At 73.9% G+C, this 16,445-nt stretch carries 14 protein-coding genes and 2 pseudogenes; 10 read left to right on the top strand and 6 right to left on the bottom strand.

Annotated features, from left to right (window positions below):
• Positions 1 to 287: 287 nt before the first annotated feature.
• Both GA0070624_RS30150 and GA0070624_RS30145 read left to right on the top strand, forming a co-directional pair.
• Positions 288 to 1,778: an NCS2 family permease gene (locus GA0070624_RS30150; RefSeq protein ID WP_091346519.1), complete on the top strand. Its 1,491-nt coding sequence runs from the start codon at positions 288 to 290 to the stop codon at positions 1,776 to 1,778.
• Between the two features lie 261 nt (positions 1,779 to 2,039).
• Positions 2,040 to 2,837 carry an alpha/beta fold hydrolase gene (locus GA0070624_RS30145; protein ID WP_091346516.1) on the top strand — a complete coding sequence of 266 codons (798 nt, stop codon included), beginning with the start codon at positions 2,040 to 2,042 and terminating at the stop codon, positions 2,835 to 2,837.
• Here the strand turns inward: GA0070624_RS30145 and GA0070624_RS30140 are convergent.
• Positions 2,809 to 3,369, bottom strand: coding sequence for a hypothetical protein (locus GA0070624_RS30140; protein WP_091346514.1), 561 nt, complete (start codon positions 3,367 to 3,369; stop codon positions 2,809 to 2,811). The two genes, GA0070624_RS30145 and GA0070624_RS30140, sit on opposite strands and share 29 nt — an antisense overlap.
• Positions 3,370 to 3,843: 474 nt before the next feature.
• On the opposite strand from GA0070624_RS30140, the gene GA0070624_RS30130 reads away from it, so the two are divergent.
• A complete protein-coding gene (locus tag GA0070624_RS30130) occupies positions 3,844 to 4,992 on the top strand; it encodes a polysaccharide pyruvyl transferase family protein (RefSeq protein ID WP_091346512.1) in 1,149 nt (382 codons plus the stop codon).
• Positions 4,993 to 5,001: 9 nt separating this feature from the next.
• On the opposite strand, the gene GA0070624_RS30125 is transcribed toward GA0070624_RS30130, so the two are convergent.
• The gene (locus tag GA0070624_RS30125; protein WP_091346509.1) at positions 5,002 to 5,208 is read right to left on the bottom strand and encodes a hypothetical protein; all 207 of its coding nucleotides are present in this window, start codon (positions 5,206 to 5,208) and stop codon (positions 5,002 to 5,004) included.
• Positions 5,209 to 5,278: 70 nt separating this feature from the next.
• Complete coding sequence (locus GA0070624_RS30120; protein ID WP_091346507.1) at positions 5,279 to 6,151, bottom strand: carbohydrate kinase family protein; 873 nt, start codon at positions 6,149 to 6,151, stop codon at positions 5,279 to 5,281.
• 63 nt (positions 6,152 to 6,214) lie between these two features.
• Here GA0070624_RS30120 and GA0070624_RS37055 point away from each other — a divergent pair.
• From GA0070624_RS37055 to GA0070624_RS30110, 3 genes and pseudogenes are all read left to right on the top strand, one after another.
• Positions 6,215 to 6,667 (top strand): annotated as a pseudogene (locus GA0070624_RS37055) (ATP-dependent helicase); the annotation flags it as partial.
• A gap of 93 nt (positions 6,668 to 6,760) precedes the next feature.
• Positions 6,761 to 9,331 (top strand): annotated as a pseudogene (locus GA0070624_RS30115) (DEAD/DEAH box helicase); the annotation flags it as partial.
• On the top strand, positions 9,328 to 10,443 hold the full coding sequence (locus GA0070624_RS30110) for an SWIM zinc finger family protein (protein WP_091346503.1): 1,116 nt from the start codon (positions 9,328 to 9,330) through the stop codon (positions 10,441 to 10,443). The pseudogene GA0070624_RS30115 and the gene GA0070624_RS30110, both read left to right, overlap by 4 nt.
• On the opposite strand, the gene GA0070624_RS30105 is transcribed toward GA0070624_RS30110, so the two are convergent.
• Positions 10,438 to 10,695, bottom strand: coding sequence for a DUF3040 domain-containing protein (locus GA0070624_RS30105; RefSeq protein WP_091346500.1), 258 nt, complete (start codon positions 10,693 to 10,695; stop codon positions 10,438 to 10,440). The genes GA0070624_RS30110 and GA0070624_RS30105 overlap by 6 nt on opposite strands.
• Positions 10,696 to 11,120: 425 nt before the next feature.
• Between GA0070624_RS30105 and GA0070624_RS30100 the strand changes: the two genes are divergently transcribed.
• The 3 genes from GA0070624_RS30100 (at position 11,121) to GA0070624_RS30090 (ending at position 13,911) form a co-directional block, all read left to right on the top strand.
• A complete protein-coding gene (locus GA0070624_RS30100; RefSeq protein WP_091346498.1) occupies positions 11,121 to 12,542 on the top strand; it encodes a ferredoxin reductase family protein in 1,422 nt (473 codons plus the stop codon).
• 15 nt (positions 12,543 to 12,557) lie between these two features.
• Positions 12,558 to 13,127, top strand: a complete 570-nt coding sequence (locus GA0070624_RS30095) for an FMN-binding protein (RefSeq protein ID WP_091346496.1) — start codon at positions 12,558 to 12,560, stop codon at positions 13,125 to 13,127.
• 61 nt (positions 13,128 to 13,188) lie between these two features.
• Positions 13,189 to 13,911: an FAD:protein FMN transferase gene (locus tag GA0070624_RS30090; protein WP_091350139.1), complete on the top strand. Its 723-nt coding sequence runs from the start codon at positions 13,189 to 13,191 to the stop codon at positions 13,909 to 13,911.
• Positions 13,912 to 14,050: 139 nt separating this feature from the next.
• On the opposite strand, the gene GA0070624_RS35105 is transcribed toward GA0070624_RS30090, so the two are convergent.
• Positions 14,051 to 14,212 (bottom strand): hypothetical protein, encoded by a 162-nt coding sequence (locus GA0070624_RS35105; RefSeq protein ID WP_176731932.1) that lies wholly within the window; start codon positions 14,210 to 14,212, stop codon positions 14,051 to 14,053.
• Between the two features lie 88 nt (positions 14,213 to 14,300).
• Positions 14,301 to 14,981, bottom strand: a complete 681-nt coding sequence (locus tag GA0070624_RS30080) for a bifunctional DNA primase/polymerase (RefSeq protein WP_176731931.1) — start codon at positions 14,979 to 14,981, stop codon at positions 14,301 to 14,303.
• 235 nt (positions 14,982 to 15,216) lie between these two features.
• On the opposite strand from GA0070624_RS30080, the gene GA0070624_RS30075 reads away from it, so the two are divergent.
• Positions 15,217 to 16,443, top strand: a complete 1,227-nt coding sequence (locus tag GA0070624_RS30075) for a helix-turn-helix domain-containing protein (protein WP_091346491.1) — start codon at positions 15,217 to 15,219, stop codon at positions 16,441 to 16,443.
• Positions 16,444 to 16,445: the final 2 nt, after the last annotated feature.

The raw sequence follows: 16,445 nt of genomic DNA, 5'->3' as shown, positions 1-16,445 counted from the left end.
GCCGCTCCGCCGCCGGCCGTCCATCGACATGAGGCGGCTGAGCGGGCCGCGACGTTGCCAATATCACCCCCGGTGGGCCCGTCCGCGCAGGTTATCGGGGGTTGGTCGGCGGTTAAGGTGGTCGCGCGAAGTCGTTCCCGGACCGGGAGCGGCTTCGTAGTGCTTCACGGGACCCGTGAAGCCCAGCCGTCCCGACGTTCTCCGGGCCAACCGAATCGGGACGACTGCACCCCCACCGCCCGACCGGTACGTCCGGCGGGCCAACCCGGAACGGAGTCAGCCACGCCATGAGCGTGACTACGCAGGAGCCTGCTGCCCCGGTCGAGCAGGCGGCACCCGCCGAGCGCGGCCGCCTCGACCGCTTCTTCGAGATCACCCGCCGGGGGTCCACCGTCAAGCGCGAGGTGCTCGCCGGCGTCACCACCTTCGCGACGATGGCCTACATCGTGGTGCTCAACCCGCTGATCATCGGTACCGCCCCGGACAAGGACGGCAACCTGCTCGGCATCGCGCCGGTCGCCGGCGTCACCGCCCTCGTCGCGGCGGTGATGACCATCCTGATGGGGATCGTCGGCCGGGTGCCCTTCGCGGTGGCGACCGGCCTCGGCCTCAACGCCTTCGTCGCGTACGCCGTCGCCTCCCAGATGACCTGGGCGGAGGCGATGGGCCTGGTCGTGATCGAGGGTCTGGTCATCACCGTGCTGGTGCTGACCGGCTTCCGGAAGGCCGTCTTCCGGGCCATCCCCGCCGAGCTGAAGGCTGCCATCGCCGCCGGCATCGGCCTGTTCATCGCGCTGATCGGCTTCGTCGACGGCGGCCTGGTCCGCCGGGTGCCGGACGCCGCCGGCACGACCGTGCCGGTGCAGCTCGGCGGTGACGGCACGCTTCGCGGCTGGACCACCGTCGTCTTCCTGGTCGGCCTGCTGGTCACCGGCATCCTGGTCGCCCGCAAGGTGAGGGCCGGCATCCTGATCGGCATCGTCGCCACCACGGTTGTCGCGGTGATCGTCAACACGCTGACCAGGCCGGGTCCGGCGTTCATCGACGGCAAGCCGAACCCGACCGGCTGGCAGCTCAACGTGCCGAGCCTGCCGGACCCGCTGGTCAAGGCGCCCGACCTGCACCTGCTCGGCCACGTGTCGTTCAGCGCGTTCGCGCACGTCGGCGTGATGACCGCCGTGCTACTGGTGTTCACCCTCGTGCTCGCCGACTTCTTCGACGTGATGGGGACGACCGTCGGCCTGGCCAAGCAGGCCGGACTCACCACCTCGGACGGAACCGACATGCCCCGGCTGGGCAAGGTGCTCTTCGTCGACGGTGTGGCCGCGGTGGCCGGTGGTGCCGGCAGCGCCTCCTCGGCGACCACCTACGTCGAGTCGTCCTCCGGTATCGCGGACGGTGGTCGTACGGGTCTGACCAGCGTGGTGACCGGCGTGCTCTTCCTCGGCGCTCTGCTGCTCACCCCGCTGGTGTCCCTGGTGCCCAGCGAGGCCGCCGGTCCCGCGCTGGTGGTCGTCGGCGCGCTGATGATCCGACAGGTCCGGGAGATCGACTTCTCGGACGTCGGCGTCGCGGTCCCCGCGTTCCTGACCATGACCCTCATGCCGTTCACGTACTCGATCACCAACGGCATCGGCGCGGGCTTCGTCAGCTGGGTGGCGATCAAGGTGGCGCAGGGCAAGGCGCGGCAGATCCACCCGCTGATGTGGGCCGTCTCGGCGGCGTTCGTGCTCTACTTCGGCATCAACCTGGTCAAGGCCGTCACCGGCGTCAGCTGACCGACACCGACGCACCCCCGCTGCCTCCGGCCCGACGGCAGCGGGGGTGCGTCGTATCCGGGCGTCCGCACCGCAGCCGAGCTGTCCCGGGATGACTCTGCGGCCCGGGCGGCAGGGCGAGCGCCCGCCGCCGGACCGGCGCGCGTTGCCGTGTGCAGGGGACCCATGAGTACGACCGGCCGTCGGCGTTTCACGTCTGGAGCGCCCGGCGGTGGACCGTGGGTGCGCGAAGCTGTCCGGAGTCGACGGAGGGATACCAGCGTGAGCTACGCGGACGTCAACGGAGTAAGGATCTACCACGAGAGCCACGGCTCCGGCCGCCCGCTGGTGCTGCTGCACGGCGGGTACGGCGCGGTGGAGATGTTCGCCCCGATCCTGCCCGCCCTGGCCGAACGCCGGCAGGTGATCGCGGTCGACCTGCAGGGCCACGGGCGGACGGCCGACGTGGACCGGCCGCTGCGCTTCGAGTCGATGGCCGACGACGTCGCCGCGCTGATCCGGCACCTCGGGCTGGCCGAGGCGGACCTGCTCGGCTACTCGCTCGGTGGCGGCGTCGCGCTGCGGACCGCGATCCAGCACCCCGGGCTGGTGCGCCGGCTGGTGCTGGTCTCCGCGCCGTTTCGGCGTCAGGGCTGGTACCCGGAGGTGCTGGCGGCGATGGCGGCGCAGGACGAGCGGGTCGCCGAGCAGATGCGCGGCACGCCGCCGCACGAGCTCTACACCCGCGTCGCCCCGCGCCCCCAGGACTGGCCGCAGCTCTGGGTCAAGACCGGCGACCTGCTCCGCCGCGACTACGACTGGTCCGAGGAGGTGGCCGCGCTCGCCATGCCGGTCATGCTGGTCTTCGCCGACGCCGACTCGATCCCGGTCAGCCACATGGCGGAGTTCTTCGGGCTGCTCGGTGGCGGTCACCGGGACGCCGGCTGGGACGGCGCCAACCGGCCGGCGGCCCGGCTGGCCGTCCTGCCCGGGCTGACCCACTACGACATCACCAGCTCACCGGCGCTGCCCGAGGCGGTGCTGCCGTTCCTCACCCACGAGGCTCGTACGCCGGCCTGAACGGCCGGCTGGCCCGCGCACGCCGGACCGCGGCCAGGCCGAGCAGCACCAGGCAGCCCAGGCCGGTCCACCACCAGAACCGGCCGCCGACGCCCCACGGCGGATCCGCGTCACGGACCCGTCCGGCGTGCACCACGTCGTCCGACACGTCCACCCCGAGCACTTGGTCAGGGGCGGTGAGCACGGTGGTGGGCGCGGCGGCGCCCGGCGTGAGGGCCAGCACCCGCACGGTCCGCACGTTCCCGTACGCCGTTCGCTGATCCATCCCAAGCGGCTGGTCGAAGCGCGTCGGTGAGCGCGGCTCCGGCTGGTAGGCGACCACCAGCGCGGAGCCGTCCGGGCCCCAGCCGAGCAGCCGTACGGCGGTGACGTCCTTGACGGTGGGCAGCTCCAGCGGGCCGAGGTCCCGGCCGCTGACCGAATCGACTCGGCGCAGCCGCCAGCGGGTGCTCTCCGGCTGCCTGCTGACCAGGGTCAACCCGCCGTCCGGCAGCCAGGCGCCCTTGCCGGCCAGCGCGCTGTCGACCGGCACATCGAAGGAGGAGAGCCGGACCCCGTCGATGCCGGCGACGACGACCTGGTCGCCGGTCTGGAAGGCCAGCCCGGCGCCCGCCGCGGCGCCGGGGGCAGGCAGACTACCCGGTCGTCGCGGCGTAGCGCCGGATCACCAGTCCACTGTCGAACGGGCGCGTGTCGACCAGGGTGAAGCGGTGCGGGGTCGAACCACCTCGAAGGCGCCGCCGGGCAGCCCGGCCGCCACGTGGAACGCCACGTCGTCGGCGTACCCCCGGCGTAGCACCGCCCCGACTGCCCTGCTCCACTACGCGGTCGACGGCCTCCTCTTCGACCTGCTCACCACGTCCGTCGACGCAGGGTTCGACGTTGACCAGGTGGTCTCGGCCCTGGTGTCCCCGTCTGGGCGGTGCGCCCGGGGGGTAACCCGTCCACGTATGCCGAGCGGCGCAGCGGGAATCCGCCCGTCGACGCCCCTGGGGAGGAGCGACGGATGACGGACGCCGCACTGACGCTCGGTGTGCTCGGCTCGTACGGGGGTCGCAACCTCGGCGATGAGGCCATCCTCACCGGCCTCCTGTCCGACCTGCGACACCTCGAGCCGAACGCCCGGATCATCGTCTTCTCGCGCAATCCCGCGCACACCGCGCTGGCCCACCCCGACGTGGAGGCGGTGCCCTGGGAGGGCGTCAGTCGGGCTGACTCGTCGATGATCCTGGGCGAGCTGGACCTGCTGATCCTGGGCGGCGGCGGCATCCTCTACGACCGGGAGGCCCGGCGCTACCTGCGGGTGGTCCGGGTCGCCCAGGAGCGCGGCCTGCCGTTGCTCACGTACGCGGTGGGGGTCGGGCCGCTCAGCGACGGGGTGGACACCGGCATGGTCCGGGAGACCCTGGCCCGCGCCACCGAGGTGACCGTGCGGGACCAGGAGTCCCAGATGGTCCTCGAGGAGGCCGGCCTGCTGAACCCGGTCACCGTCACCGCCGATCCGGCGTTCCTGCTGGAGCCGGAGGACTTCCCGGCGAGCTGGTTGCGTGAGGAGGGCGTGCCGGTGGGCAAGCGGCTGGTCGGGCTGAGCGTCCGCGAGCCCGGCCGGGCCGCGGAACGCCTCGACGTCGACGGCTACCACCGACTGCTCGCCCAGATCGGGGACTTCCTGGTGCACCGGATCGACGCGTACGTGCTCTTCGTCCCGATGGAACGCGACGACATCCGGCACTCGCACGGCGTGATGTCGCACATGACCGCGTCTCATCGGGGCCGGATCCTGCACGGCGACTATTCGCCCCGCCAGATCCTCGGCATGATGCGACACCTCGATCTCGCGGTCGGCATGCGGCTGCACTTCCTGATCTTCGCCGCCATGGTGGGCATTCCCTTCCTGCCCCTGCCGTACGCCGGGAAGGTCTTCGACCTGGCCCAGCGGCTCGGCGTGCCGGCGCTGCGCGGCGTGGAACGGGAGGTGGAGGGACCGCTGCTGGCCGAGGTGGACCAGCTGTGGGACGACTGGGAGGCCCGGGCGGATGCCACCGCCCAGCGGGTGGCCGAGGTGTGCGAGCAGGCCCGCGGCACCTCCCAGGTCACTCGAGGGGTGCTGGAGAGCATCCGGTCGCGGAGCCTGACCCAGGCGAAGGCGGCCTGAGCCCTGCGGTCAGACCGCCGGGCCGCGCCAGGTGTAGATCCACGCCCGGCCCTCGTGGTCCCGGGACTCCAGCTCGTAGATCTGCGCCTCGGCCAGCCCGCGCCGGCCGAGGTGATGGTGGGTCAGCGGCGGGCGGCCGTGGCTGTCCAGCTCGACGGTCACGGTCTCGCCGTCGGCGTCGCCGCCCACCAGGGGGATCTGCAACGTGGATGCCATGCGCCCATCCTGCCCCGGAGGGCGCTGCGGCGCAGCGGATAGCGGGGCAGCGGCCGCGCAGTTGCCAAGCTCAGTGGCGGGGCAGGAGACCGGGCGGATACTCCATCCCGTCGTGGGCGCAGGCCGCCGCGGCGACCCGGGCGGCGTACCTGGCTGCGTCGGTCAGCGTGGCGCCGCGCAGCCGGGCGGCGACCAGGCCCGCGACGAAGGCGTCGCCGGCGCCGTTGGTGTCGACCACCGCGCCGGGCGGGGCCGCGGCGGGCACCCGCACCGGCGGATCGTCCGGGGTGTGCAGCGTCGCGCCCGCCTCCCCGCCGGTCACCACCACCGTCCGGGGCGCCAGCGCGGCGGCGAGCGACGCCGCCCGGTCGCCGAGCCGTACCCCGCTGACGAAGACCAGGTCGGCCAGCTCGGCGAAGGGGCGGTGGTAGGGGTTGTCCCCGTCCCAGTCGTGCAGGTCGGTGGAGAGCGCGGCGCCGTCGGCCAGTCCGGCGCGCAGCGTCGGCAGCAGGTCCAGCGTCCAGTCCATGATCGACAGGTGCACGTGCGCGGCGTCCCGGACCAGGGCGGCCAGCTCGGCCGGGGCGAACGGCGCCGGGCCCTGCCGAGGCCGCGGGTCGTAGAGGGACATCCGTCGCCCGCTCGGGTCGACCAGGTTCACCGACCGCCGGGTGCCGGCCGGGTCCTCGGCGAGCACGGCGTGCACCGAGGTGCGGGCCAGGGCCGCCCGGACCACGTCCCCGGCCGGGTCGGCGCCCAGCACGTCCACCACCGCCACCCGCAGGCCCAGCGCCTGCGCGGCCAGCGCCACCCCCGCGCCGGTGTTGCCGATCCGCAGCTCGATCGGGGACACGGTGAGCGAATCGGCGGCCGGCAGCGGTAGTTCGGGCACCTGGACGCGCAGGTCGACCCCGAGTCCGCCGATCACGAGCAGATCGAACACGGCGCAGACCGTAGCCCAGCCCGGCCGCCTATCCTTGCTCGGGGCGTCAATGAGGGGGAGTGCGTGCTGGTCATCCACGGGGTGTGGCTGTCCGGCGTCGGGCTCGCCGTCTGGGCCGAGGAGACGACGCTGCCGGCGAGGGCACCGCGCCGGCCCGGCCGGGCCCCGAAGGAGCGGCCGCATCCGTTCGCCGCCGACCACGCCACGCTGGCCGGCGCGCTCGGCGACGTCCCGGCGGAGGCCGGGTCCGTCCTGCTCACCCTCCCCACCCGGGCCGGCTCGCCGGTCGACTCACCGGAGCTGGTCCGGACCGCCGAGGCGGAGCCGGTCCGTGGTCCGGTCACCCTCGCGGGCTGGCGGGTCCCCGCCCTCGGGTACGCCCCGGACGACGCGTTCGCCCTGCTGCGCGACCTCGGCGACGGCGCTGCCGTGCCCGGGGCGACCCTGCGACACCTCGCCGAACTGGCCGACTTCGCCGCCGACCTGGTCGCCCGCGGCCGGGTCCTGCCCGGGCTGGCCGAACCGCGACCCGTCCCGCCGGCCGACCACCACCAGCTGATAGGAGGGGCCCCCTGGACAACCGCAGGCGTCAACCAGGGGCCCCTCCCTTCCGCTGCCCGGGCCGTCTGGCGGCCGCTGCTCACCGGGACTGACGCCGCCTGGGCGCGGTCGCTGGCCCTCGCCCTGCCCCCGGCCGCCCGCGCCGCATCCGCGCCGGACGGCGAGGCCGGCCCAGGTGAGCTGGTCGCCGACGCCCTGGACACGCTGACCGACGCCGCCGCCCGGGCCGCCCTCGCGGAGACCGCGCTGTCCCGGGGCATGCGCCCCGGCGGGCCGGTGCCGGCCTGGCTGGCCGCGCTGACCGGCCAGCGGCGCGAGTTCAGCGCCGACCCGGCCGCGCTGGACACCCTCCGGGCCGAGCTGGACGCCTGGCAGCGCGACGCCGCCGGCGGCGCGGTACGGGGCAGCTTCCGCCTCGTCGAGCCGGCCGTCGACCCGGTCGCCGAGCTGGTCGAGGGGGGCTCCTGGCGGGTCGAGTTCGGGCTGCAACCGGCCGACGAGCCGGGGCTGCTGGTCGACGCCGGGCAGGTGTGGCGCGAGCCGGAGGCGGTGCCCGCGCTCGCCGACCGCCTCGACACCCCGCAGGAGACCCTGCTCGCCGAGCTGGGCCGGGCCAGCCGGCTCTGGCCGGAGCTGGACGGCGCGCTGCGGGCCGCCACGCCGGAGGGGATGGAGCTGGACGCGGAGGGGGCGCACCGGTTCCTGCGGGAGGGCGCGCCGGTGCTGCACGCGGCCGGCTTCGGGGTGCTGCTGCCGTCCTGGTGGCGGCGGCCGTCGTCGCGGCTGGGTGCCCGGCTGCGGGCGCGTAGCCGGACCGCCCCGGGCGCCGTCGCCGCCGCCTCCGGTGGGCTGGGGCTGGACGCCCTGGTCGACTACCGGTGGGAGGTCGCCCTCGGCGACCAGCCGCTGACGGCCGAGGAGCTGGCCTCCCTGGCGGAGCTGAAGTCCCCGCTGGTCCGGCTGCGCGGACGCTGGGTCGAGCTGGACCCGACGCGGCTCGCCGCCGGCCTGCGGCTGCTCCGCTCGGCCGGCGAGCTGACCGTGGCCGACCTGCTCCGGTTGGGCCTGGCCGAGGCCGACCGGCCGGACGAGCTGCCGGTGCTGGAGGTGACGGCCGACGGGGCGCTCGGCGAGCTGCTCGCCGGACAGGCGGAACGGCGGCTCACGCCGGCCGACCCGCCGCCGGGGTTCCACGGCCGGCTGCGGCCGTACCAGCGGCGGGGACTGGCCTGGCTGGCCTTCCTCCAGTCGCTCGGGCTGGGCGGGATCCTCGCCGACGACATGGGGCTGGGCAAGACGGTGCAGCTGCTCGCCCTGCTGGCCGGCGACCCGCCGGAGGCCGGGCCGACCCTGCTGGTCTGTCCGATGTCGCTGGTCGGCAACTGGCAGCGGGAGGCCGCGCGGTTCACGCCCGGGTTGCGCGTACACGTGCATCACGGGGCCGAGCGGGTGCGGGGGGAGGGGTTCGTCGCGGCCGCGCACGCCGCGGACCTGGTCCTCACCACCTACTCGGTGGCCGCCCGGGACGCGGTCGCGCTGGCCGGGATCGACTGGCACCGGGTGGTGGTGGATGAGGCGCAGGCGATCAAGAACGCCTCCACCCGGCAGGCCGAGGCGGTCCGGTCGCTGCCCGCGCGGCACCGGGTCGCGATCACCGGTACGCCGGTGGAGAACCGGCTCGCCGACCTCTGGTCGATCATGCAGTTCGCCAACCCGGGGCTGCTCGGCCCGGCACCGACGTTCCGGAAGAAGTTCGCCGAGCCGATCGAGCGGCACGGCGACGCCGAGGTGGCCGGGCGGCTGCGCCGGATCACCGGCCCGTTCGTGCTGCGCCGGCTCAAGACCGACGCGTCGATCATCTCGGACCTGCCCGAGAAGCTGGAGATGGAGGTGCTCTGCAACCTCACCGCCGAGCAGGCCGCGCTCTACCGGGCGGTGGTCGACGACATGATGGCGAAGATCGAGTCCAGCGACGGGATGGAGCGCCGGGGCCTCGTGCTGGCCACCATGACCCGGCTCAAGCAGGTCTGCAACCACCCGGCGCACCTGCTGCGGGACGGCTCGGCCCTGCCCGGCCGCTCCGGGAAGCTGGAGCGGCTGGAGGAGATCGTCGACGAGGTGCTGGCCGCGGGGGAGAAGGCCCTGCTCTTCACCCAGTACGCCGAGTTCGGCGGCATGCTGCGCGGGCACCTGTCGGCCCGGTTCGGCCGGGAGGTGCTCTTCCTGCACGGCGGGGTCGGCAAGGCCGACCGGGACGCCATGGTGACCCGGTTCCAGTCCCCGGACGGCCCGCCGCTCTTCGTCCTCTCGCTCAAGGCCGGTGGCACCGGGCTCACCCTGACCGCGGCGAACCACGTGGTGCATGTGGACCGGTGGTGGAACCCGGCGGTCGAGGACCAGGCCACGGACCGGGCGTTCCGGATCGGCCAGCACCGCCGCGTGCAGGTACGCAAGTTCGTCTGCGCCGGCACGGTCGAGGAGAAGGTGGCCGCGATGATCGCCGAGAAGCGGAGCCTCGCGCAGCGGGTGGTGGGCAGCGGCGAGCAGTGGGTGACCGAGCTCTCCACCGACGCGTTGCGCGAGCTGTTCGCCCTGGAGGCGGGGGCGGTGGTGGAATGAGCAGCACCGACGATAGCCCGGGCGGTGGCCGGTTCTCCGACTTCGGGCCGCCGCGCCGGGTGGAGGGCGGGCTGCGGGCGCGCAGTACCCGGGGCGCGATCGGACAGTCCTGGTGGTCCCGGCGCTTCCTGGAGGTGCTGGAGTCCTTTGCCCTGGGCACCCGGCTCACCCGGGGACGCGCGTACGCGCGCCGGGGCCAGGTGCTCCACCTGGACATCGCCCCCGGGGTGGTCACCGCCGCAGTGCAGGGCTCCCGGCCCGACCCGTACCCGGTGCGGATCGAGCTGGCCGCGTTCCCGGCCGAGCTGTGGGGGCGGATCGAGGCGGACCTGGCCGCGCAGGCCTTCTTCAGCGCCCGGCTGCTCGCCGGCGACCTCCCGGCCGAGCTGGAGGAGCTCTTCGCCGGGACGGGCGCGCCGCTCTTCCCGGCCGATGTGGACGAGCTGACCCAGCGGTGCGGCTGCCCGGACTTCGCGGTCCCGTGCAAGCACCTGGCCGCCACCTTCTACCTGCTCGCCGAGGCGTTCGACGCCGACCCGTTCCAGCTCCTGCACTGGCGTGGCCGCAGCCGGGCCGAGCTGCTCGACCGACTGCGCACCCTGCGGGCCGCCGCGACCCCGTCCGGCGGGACGGGAGCGCCGGTCGACCGGGGCGGAGAGCGTGCCGACGGGCGGACTCCGCACTCGATCACCCCGCCCGGGCCGGCGGGCGCCGCGTCCACGGTGGAGCTTTCGGCCCCCGCTGGTGCGGCGCGGGTGCTCGGCACCCTGCCCGCGGTTCCGTTGGCCGAGGCGGTGGACCGGTTCTGGGTGTCGCCGGTGCCGCTGCCCGACCGGCCGCCCACCCTGGCGATCGGACCGGAGCTGCTGCTGCGTCAGCTCGGCCCGCCGGGGCCGGCCATCGGCGGTCCCGGCCTGACCGAACGGCTGCGCCGGGCGTACCGGGAGTTCGGCCGCCCGCGACCGCCGGCCGACTCACCGCAACGCGAGCCGTCGCGTTCGGGGGACTCACCGCGACGCGAGCGGTCGCGTTCGGCGGAGTCACCGCGACGCGAGCGGTCGCGGCCGGCGGAGTCACCGCGACGCGAGCGGTCGCGGCCGGCGGAGTCATAGCCATCGGCGCCGGAACCGCCACATGAGTCCGGCGTTGGCCAGCAGCACCACGGCGCAGATCGCGCCGGCCAGCCGTCCGGCCAGCACGGTCATCGCCGGCAGTGAGGCCCACAGCACGATCGTCAACAGCATCAGGTACCGGCCACGGCGCGCCCGGGCCCGTTGGTCGAGCCGGGCGAAGAACTGCGGGTCGCTCTCCCTCAGCTGACGGGTGATCTGCTCAAACCTGCGCTGATCCTCTTTGCTGAGCATGGCGGTGCCTTCCCCTCACGGCTTCAGCGGTCCGTCGGCATACCCGCAACGGAGGCCGGTCACGCGCTCGTGCCGCCGCTGACTTTGGCCCTGGTGCGGACATGCGCGGCGGCGGCGAAGAGGCTGGGGATCTTCCGGTCGGACGACCTCAGGTCCGGCTTATCCACGCCTTAGGTTTTCCTGTTCCGGTGCACGGCACCAGCGCCACGGCGGCCGAAAGGGTACGTCGGGGGCGGTGTCTACGCTCGCTGGTCGTTGCTCCGCCGCTGGCCCGGCTTGAACGATCTGGACAGCGAAGACGTACCCGGGTACACAACATGTTCGACGTCGACGGGTCCGTGGCGCAGGGGCGTTTCGGACTTACGACCCACGGAGTTTGACAAGATGTTTCCCCGGCAGGCACACACCCTCATGAAATTGCACGAGTGAAATATCAGGACATTTACGCCACCAACCGCCGTACTGCGACCTCGTCCCCGTACGGCGGTCGTTCGGCTGCCCCCACACCCGCGCCGCCGGCTGTGCCGCGCCGCGGGCCTGGCGGCCGGCGGGCCCTGTCGGTCCTGTTCTGGCTCGGCCTGGTGGCCGCCGTGCTGCCCTGGTGGCTGGACACCCCGGCCGGCTCGCTCACCGGCACCGCCGAGACCCTCACCGCGGCCGGCCGGATCACCGGCCTGATCGCCGGCTACCTGCTGCTGGTCCAGGTGCTGATGATGAGCCGGCTCGGCGCGCTGGAACGCTGGGTGGGCGGGGAGCGTCTCTCCCGCCTGCACCGCGACCTCGGGGCCACCCTGCTCGTCGCGGTGCTCGCCCACCTCGCGCTGATCGTGGTCGCCTACGCCGACCTGGAGGAGAAGTCGATCCTCGGTGAGGTCGGCGTGCTGCTGCGCGACTACGAGGACATGGTCTCCGCCTTCGTGGCCGCCGGCGTCATGGTGGCGGTCGGCCTCACCGCCGTCCGGGCGATCCGCACCCGCATGCCCTACGAGCTCTGGTATCACCTGCACCTGACCAGCTACGCGGCCCTGCTGCTCGGCTTCGGCCATCAGTTCAGCAACGGCGCGCAGCTCTTCGAGCCCGGTCCCGTCCGTACCGGCTGGATCGCCGCGTACCTGCTGGTGCTCGCCGCGCTGATCTGGGGTCGGGTGGTCGCCCCGCTGCGCTTCAACCTGCGGCACCGGCTGCGGGTGGCCGACGTGGTGGCGGAGAGCCCGGACACCATCTCCATCTACCTGACCGGTCGCCGGCTCAACCAGATCGACATGCTCGGCGGCCAGTACTTCCGCTGGCGCTTCCTCAACCCCGGCTGCTGGTGGCAGTCCCACCCGTTCTCGCTCTCCGCCGTTGGGAACGGCCGCTGGCTGCGCCTGACGGTGAAGGTGGTCGGCTCGCACACGGCCGAGCTTCGGGACCTCGACCCCGGCACCCGGGTCTGGGCGGAGGGCCCGTCGGGCACGTTCACCGCGGCGCACCGCACCCGGCAACGGGCCCTGCTGATCGCCGGGGGGAGCGGCATCGCCCCGCTGCGGGCGATGCTCGAGGAGCTGCCGCCCGGTGCCGCGCTGATCTACCGTGCCCGCACCCCGGCCGACGTGCTGATGCACCCCGAGCTGGACTGGCTGGCCCAGGCCCGGCGGACGTCGATCTGGTACGTCATCGGCTCCCGGCACGACCCCGGCCCGCGCCAGGTGATGAGCCCCGAGGGACTGCGCCGGCTGGTGCCCGACCTGACCCATCGCGACGTCTACCTCTGCGGCCCCGCGGGCCTGGTCGAGGAGGCGGTCCGGGTGCTGCGCCGGGCCGGCGTCTCCCGCCGGCAGATCCACCTGGCCACGTTCGAGCTGTAGAAGGGCACTCCTCGCATGCGTCGCGCCGTCCTCGCGATCACCGGTCTGGCCGCTGGCACCACCGCTCTGGTGGTCCTCAAGGGCGCCCCGGGCACCAGCCAGGTCGCCCAGGACCTCCCCGCGGACCAGGCGTCCGTCGTGCCGGGGTCGTCCGCCGCGCCCGGGGCCACCCCGGACCCGGCGGCGTCGGCCGGGTATCCGTACCCCGGCGCGAGTCCCAGCCGGACGCCCAACGCCCGGACCAGCACCGGCGCCAGGGCCACCACCGCCCCGCCGCAGGCCACCACGGCCGCGCCGAAGACGACCATCCGCAAAGTGACCGGGCCGGTGGTGTCCAACAAGTACGGCGACGTCCAGGTGCAGATCACCCTCTCCGGCACCCGGATCGTCAACGCGGTCGCCCTTGAGCTGCCGCGGGAGACGGCGCAGTCGTCCCTGCGCAGCGACAAGGTCGACGCCGCGTACAGCGGCACCTCCGGACAGGTGGTGCGGCGGCAGAACGCCAACCTCGACACCGTCTCCGGGGCGACCTACACGAGTAACTCGTACAAGCAGTCGCTGCAGGCCGCGATCGACAGGGCCTGAGGGGGTGACCGAGGTGACGGCGCCCCGCGTCCGGCCCGGCCTGCGCCGGGTCGAGCACGTCATGGGCACGGCGATCAGCCTGGACCTGGCCGACGACCTGCCCGTCGCGACGCTGCACGAGCTGGCCGAGGAGACCTTCGGCTGGCTCCGCGAGGTCGACGCCCGGTTCAGCACCTACCGGGAGGACAGCGAGGTGTGCCGGTTCGACCGGGGCGAGCTGCCGTTCTCCGAGGCGTCGGCCGACCTGCGGGCCGTGCTGGAGCGCTGCGCCGACCTCTGGGGCGCGACCGACGGATTCTTCGACGCGTACGCCACCGGCCGCCTGGACCCATCCGGCTACGTGAAGGGGTGGTCGGCGCAGGTTGCCTCCGACCGACTGCTCGCCGCCGGGGCGGCCAACCACTGCCTCAACGCTGGCGGCGACGTCCGGGTACGCGGCCACTCCGCCTCGGGCCAGCCCTGGCGGATCGGCATCCGGCACCCGTGGGACCCGACCGCGACCTGTCTGGTGCTCGCCGGCACCGACCTGGCGGTGGCCACGTCCGGCGTCTACGAGCGCGGCCACCACGTGGTCGACCCGCGTCGTGGCGCCCCGGCCCGGGGCCTGCGTGCCGTCACCGTCGTCGGCGCCGACCTCGGCCTGGCGGACGCGTACGCCACCACGGCCGTGGCGATGGGCTCGGCCGGCATCGGCTGGCTGGACCGCCTCCCGGACCACCTCCACGCGATCGTCACCGACGACGCCCGCCTCCTGCACTCCACCCGCCTCCCCCTCGCGGACTGACCCGGTCCGGCCCCTGGCCCCGCCGTGTCCCTGCCCCGGTGATCATGAGGTTGTTGCCCGCCGCACGGCGTGTCGTGGCAGTAACTTCATGATCACCGGGTGCAAGCGGGTGGGCGGGGGCGGGCGCGGGCCCAGGGGGTCAGCGGAGGGGGCGGTGGGTGGTGGCGGGGCGGGAGCCCGGTGGGCGGGGGCGGCCGGGGCGGGTGCCCAGGGGGCGGGTGGCGGCCCAGCGGCGGGGGCGGCGGTGGTGCCCGGAGGGTCCGGTGCCGCCGGTGTGGTGTGCCGCGTCGTCCGTGGACATTGTCAACCCCCGCTCGTGGCGCCGGGCGCGCCGTCACCGGTTCAACGAGTCCGGCACCGGTGGGGACGCTGTCGCCGGAGGCGTCGGGTCAGAAACCACGGCGGGGCAGCGGCAGTTGGCCGGGGAGCAGGTCGGAGGCGACCGTGACCCCGCCCGTCCGTAACGCGCGGATGAGCGCGTTCTGCGCCAGGTAGGAATCGGGAAGCTGCCAACGGACCTGCTCCGGCGCGACCGCCCAACGCACCGTCCCCTCGGCCAGCCGGGTCGGCGGCGCCGCGATCCACGAACCCGGACCGTGGCGGACCACGTGGAAGCACTGCTCCAGTTCGGGCCGGAGCGGGTCGCCGGGACGGACCAGGAACATCCATCGCCCGGTGGGGGTGACCAGGACCGGCCCGCGAACCCCTAGGCCGGCGGGATGGGTCGCGACGCCGTCCAGCATGCGCCGGCCGAGATCGGCCGAAACCTCCAGCACGTCGAAGGCCCGCCCGGTGGGGAGCAGCACCGCGTGCGGACGGCTGCGCCACCAGGTGGCCACCCGCGCCGGATCGGCGCTCGCCGCCTCCTCCCAGTCTTCCAGCGCGGGGTGGCAGCCGATCGTCGGGCAGCCGGCCCGGCCGCAGACGAATCGGTTGTTGGCCAGGCACGCGCCGGGCGTTACCTCCCAACCGTGCGCGGCGTAGCGCACCGCGACCCGGCGCAGCCGGACCCGCTCCAGGGACGACAGGTGGGCGACGCGCGGTCCGACATTCCCCCACATGTGTGTCATCTCCTCTCGCCCTGAGTGGACGGTGGCCCGGTCGCACGTCGAACGCCGTCACTGCCGTAACCCATCGTCGTTGAGTTGACGAAACGGCTGATGCAACTTGCACGAAAACTACGAGGACCGGCCGCACGGCCGACGTACAGACTGTGCGATCAGGACAAACCTGAGGATCCAGGGACCACTGTGGTCGCGGAGCGCGAGTTCAGCCGGAGGTTGGCAGGGGGAGGGGCGCGCGGAGATGGACGAGTTACCCATAGGCCGCCGGGTGGCCTACTGGCGCGGCCGACGGAAGATGTCCCAGCAGGTCTTCGCCGACCGGCTGGGCAAGTCCAAGAGCTGGGTGGACAAGGTGGAGCGGGGGGTCCGCCGGCTGGACAAGTTCTCCGTCGTCTACGAGATCGCCGACATCCTCCAGGTCGACGTGCAGCTGCTGCTCGGCAAGGACCCGGAGCGGCGTACCGACGCGCTGAACTGCATAGACCAGGTTGAGGTGGAGGAGATCCGGGCGGCCCTGGAGCGGTACGACTCGATGAGCGCCTACTTCGACGCCGCGCCGTACCCGCCGCCGCTGGCCGACCTGCGCAAGGCGGTCAACCACGCCTGGCTGACCTACCAGTACGGCCGCTACGGCATGCTCACCCGGGCGCTGCCGAAGCTGTTGCGCGACGCCCAGGCTGCGGACGCCGGCTACGGCGGCGACCAGGCCCGGGAGGCGGCCCACCTGCTCGGGCAGGTCTACCAGATCGCCTCCTCGGCGCTGCGCAAGCTCGGCGAGTGCGACCTGGCCTGGCTGGCCGCCGACCGCTCGATGGCGGTCGCCCAGCGGGCCGACGACCAGCTGCTGGCCGGCGTCGCCACCACCCGGGTCTGCAACGCGCTGGTCGCCATGGGCCGGGCCCGTCCGGCGCTCGAACTCAACGTCAACATCGCCAACCGGCTCGCCCCCGGTGGCGGCAACGACGCCTCCCCGGCCCGGCTCTCCGTCTACGGCATGCTGCTGCTCCAGGGCGCGATGGCCGCTGCCCGGATCGGCGACTCGGCCACCGTGGACGACCTGATCAGCGGGGCCCAGGAGGCGGCGACCCTGCTCGGCGGCGACCACAACCACTACTGGACCTCCTTCGGCCCGACCAACGTGGAGCTGCACCGGGCCGCCGCGGCCGTCGAGCTGGGCGACGGCGGGCGGGCGGTGGAGACCCACCACCGGATCTCCGAGCCGGCCTTCAACGCCCTGCTACCCGAGCGCCGGGCCCACCACCTGCTCGACATCGCCCGGGCCTTCGCGCAGATCGGGGACGTGGCGAACGCGGGGGAGATGCTGCTGCGCGGCGACCGGCTCGCGCCGTCGGAGATCCGGTGCCGGCCGATCGCCCACGAGGTGATGGCGGACGTCCTGCGTCGGACACGGGGTGCGCCGCCTCCGACAATCGCAGAGTTGGCTGAGCACATGGGAGTCGGAGTATGAAC

Origin of the sequence: Micromonospora rhizosphaerae, from assembly GCF_900091465.1 — a bacterium.
GTDB lineage: Bacteria > Actinomycetota > Actinomycetes > Mycobacteriales > Micromonosporaceae > Micromonospora > Micromonospora rhizosphaerae.
Note: the sequence above shows the minus strand (reverse complement) of the source record. Positions and strands in the feature narration are given on the sequence as shown.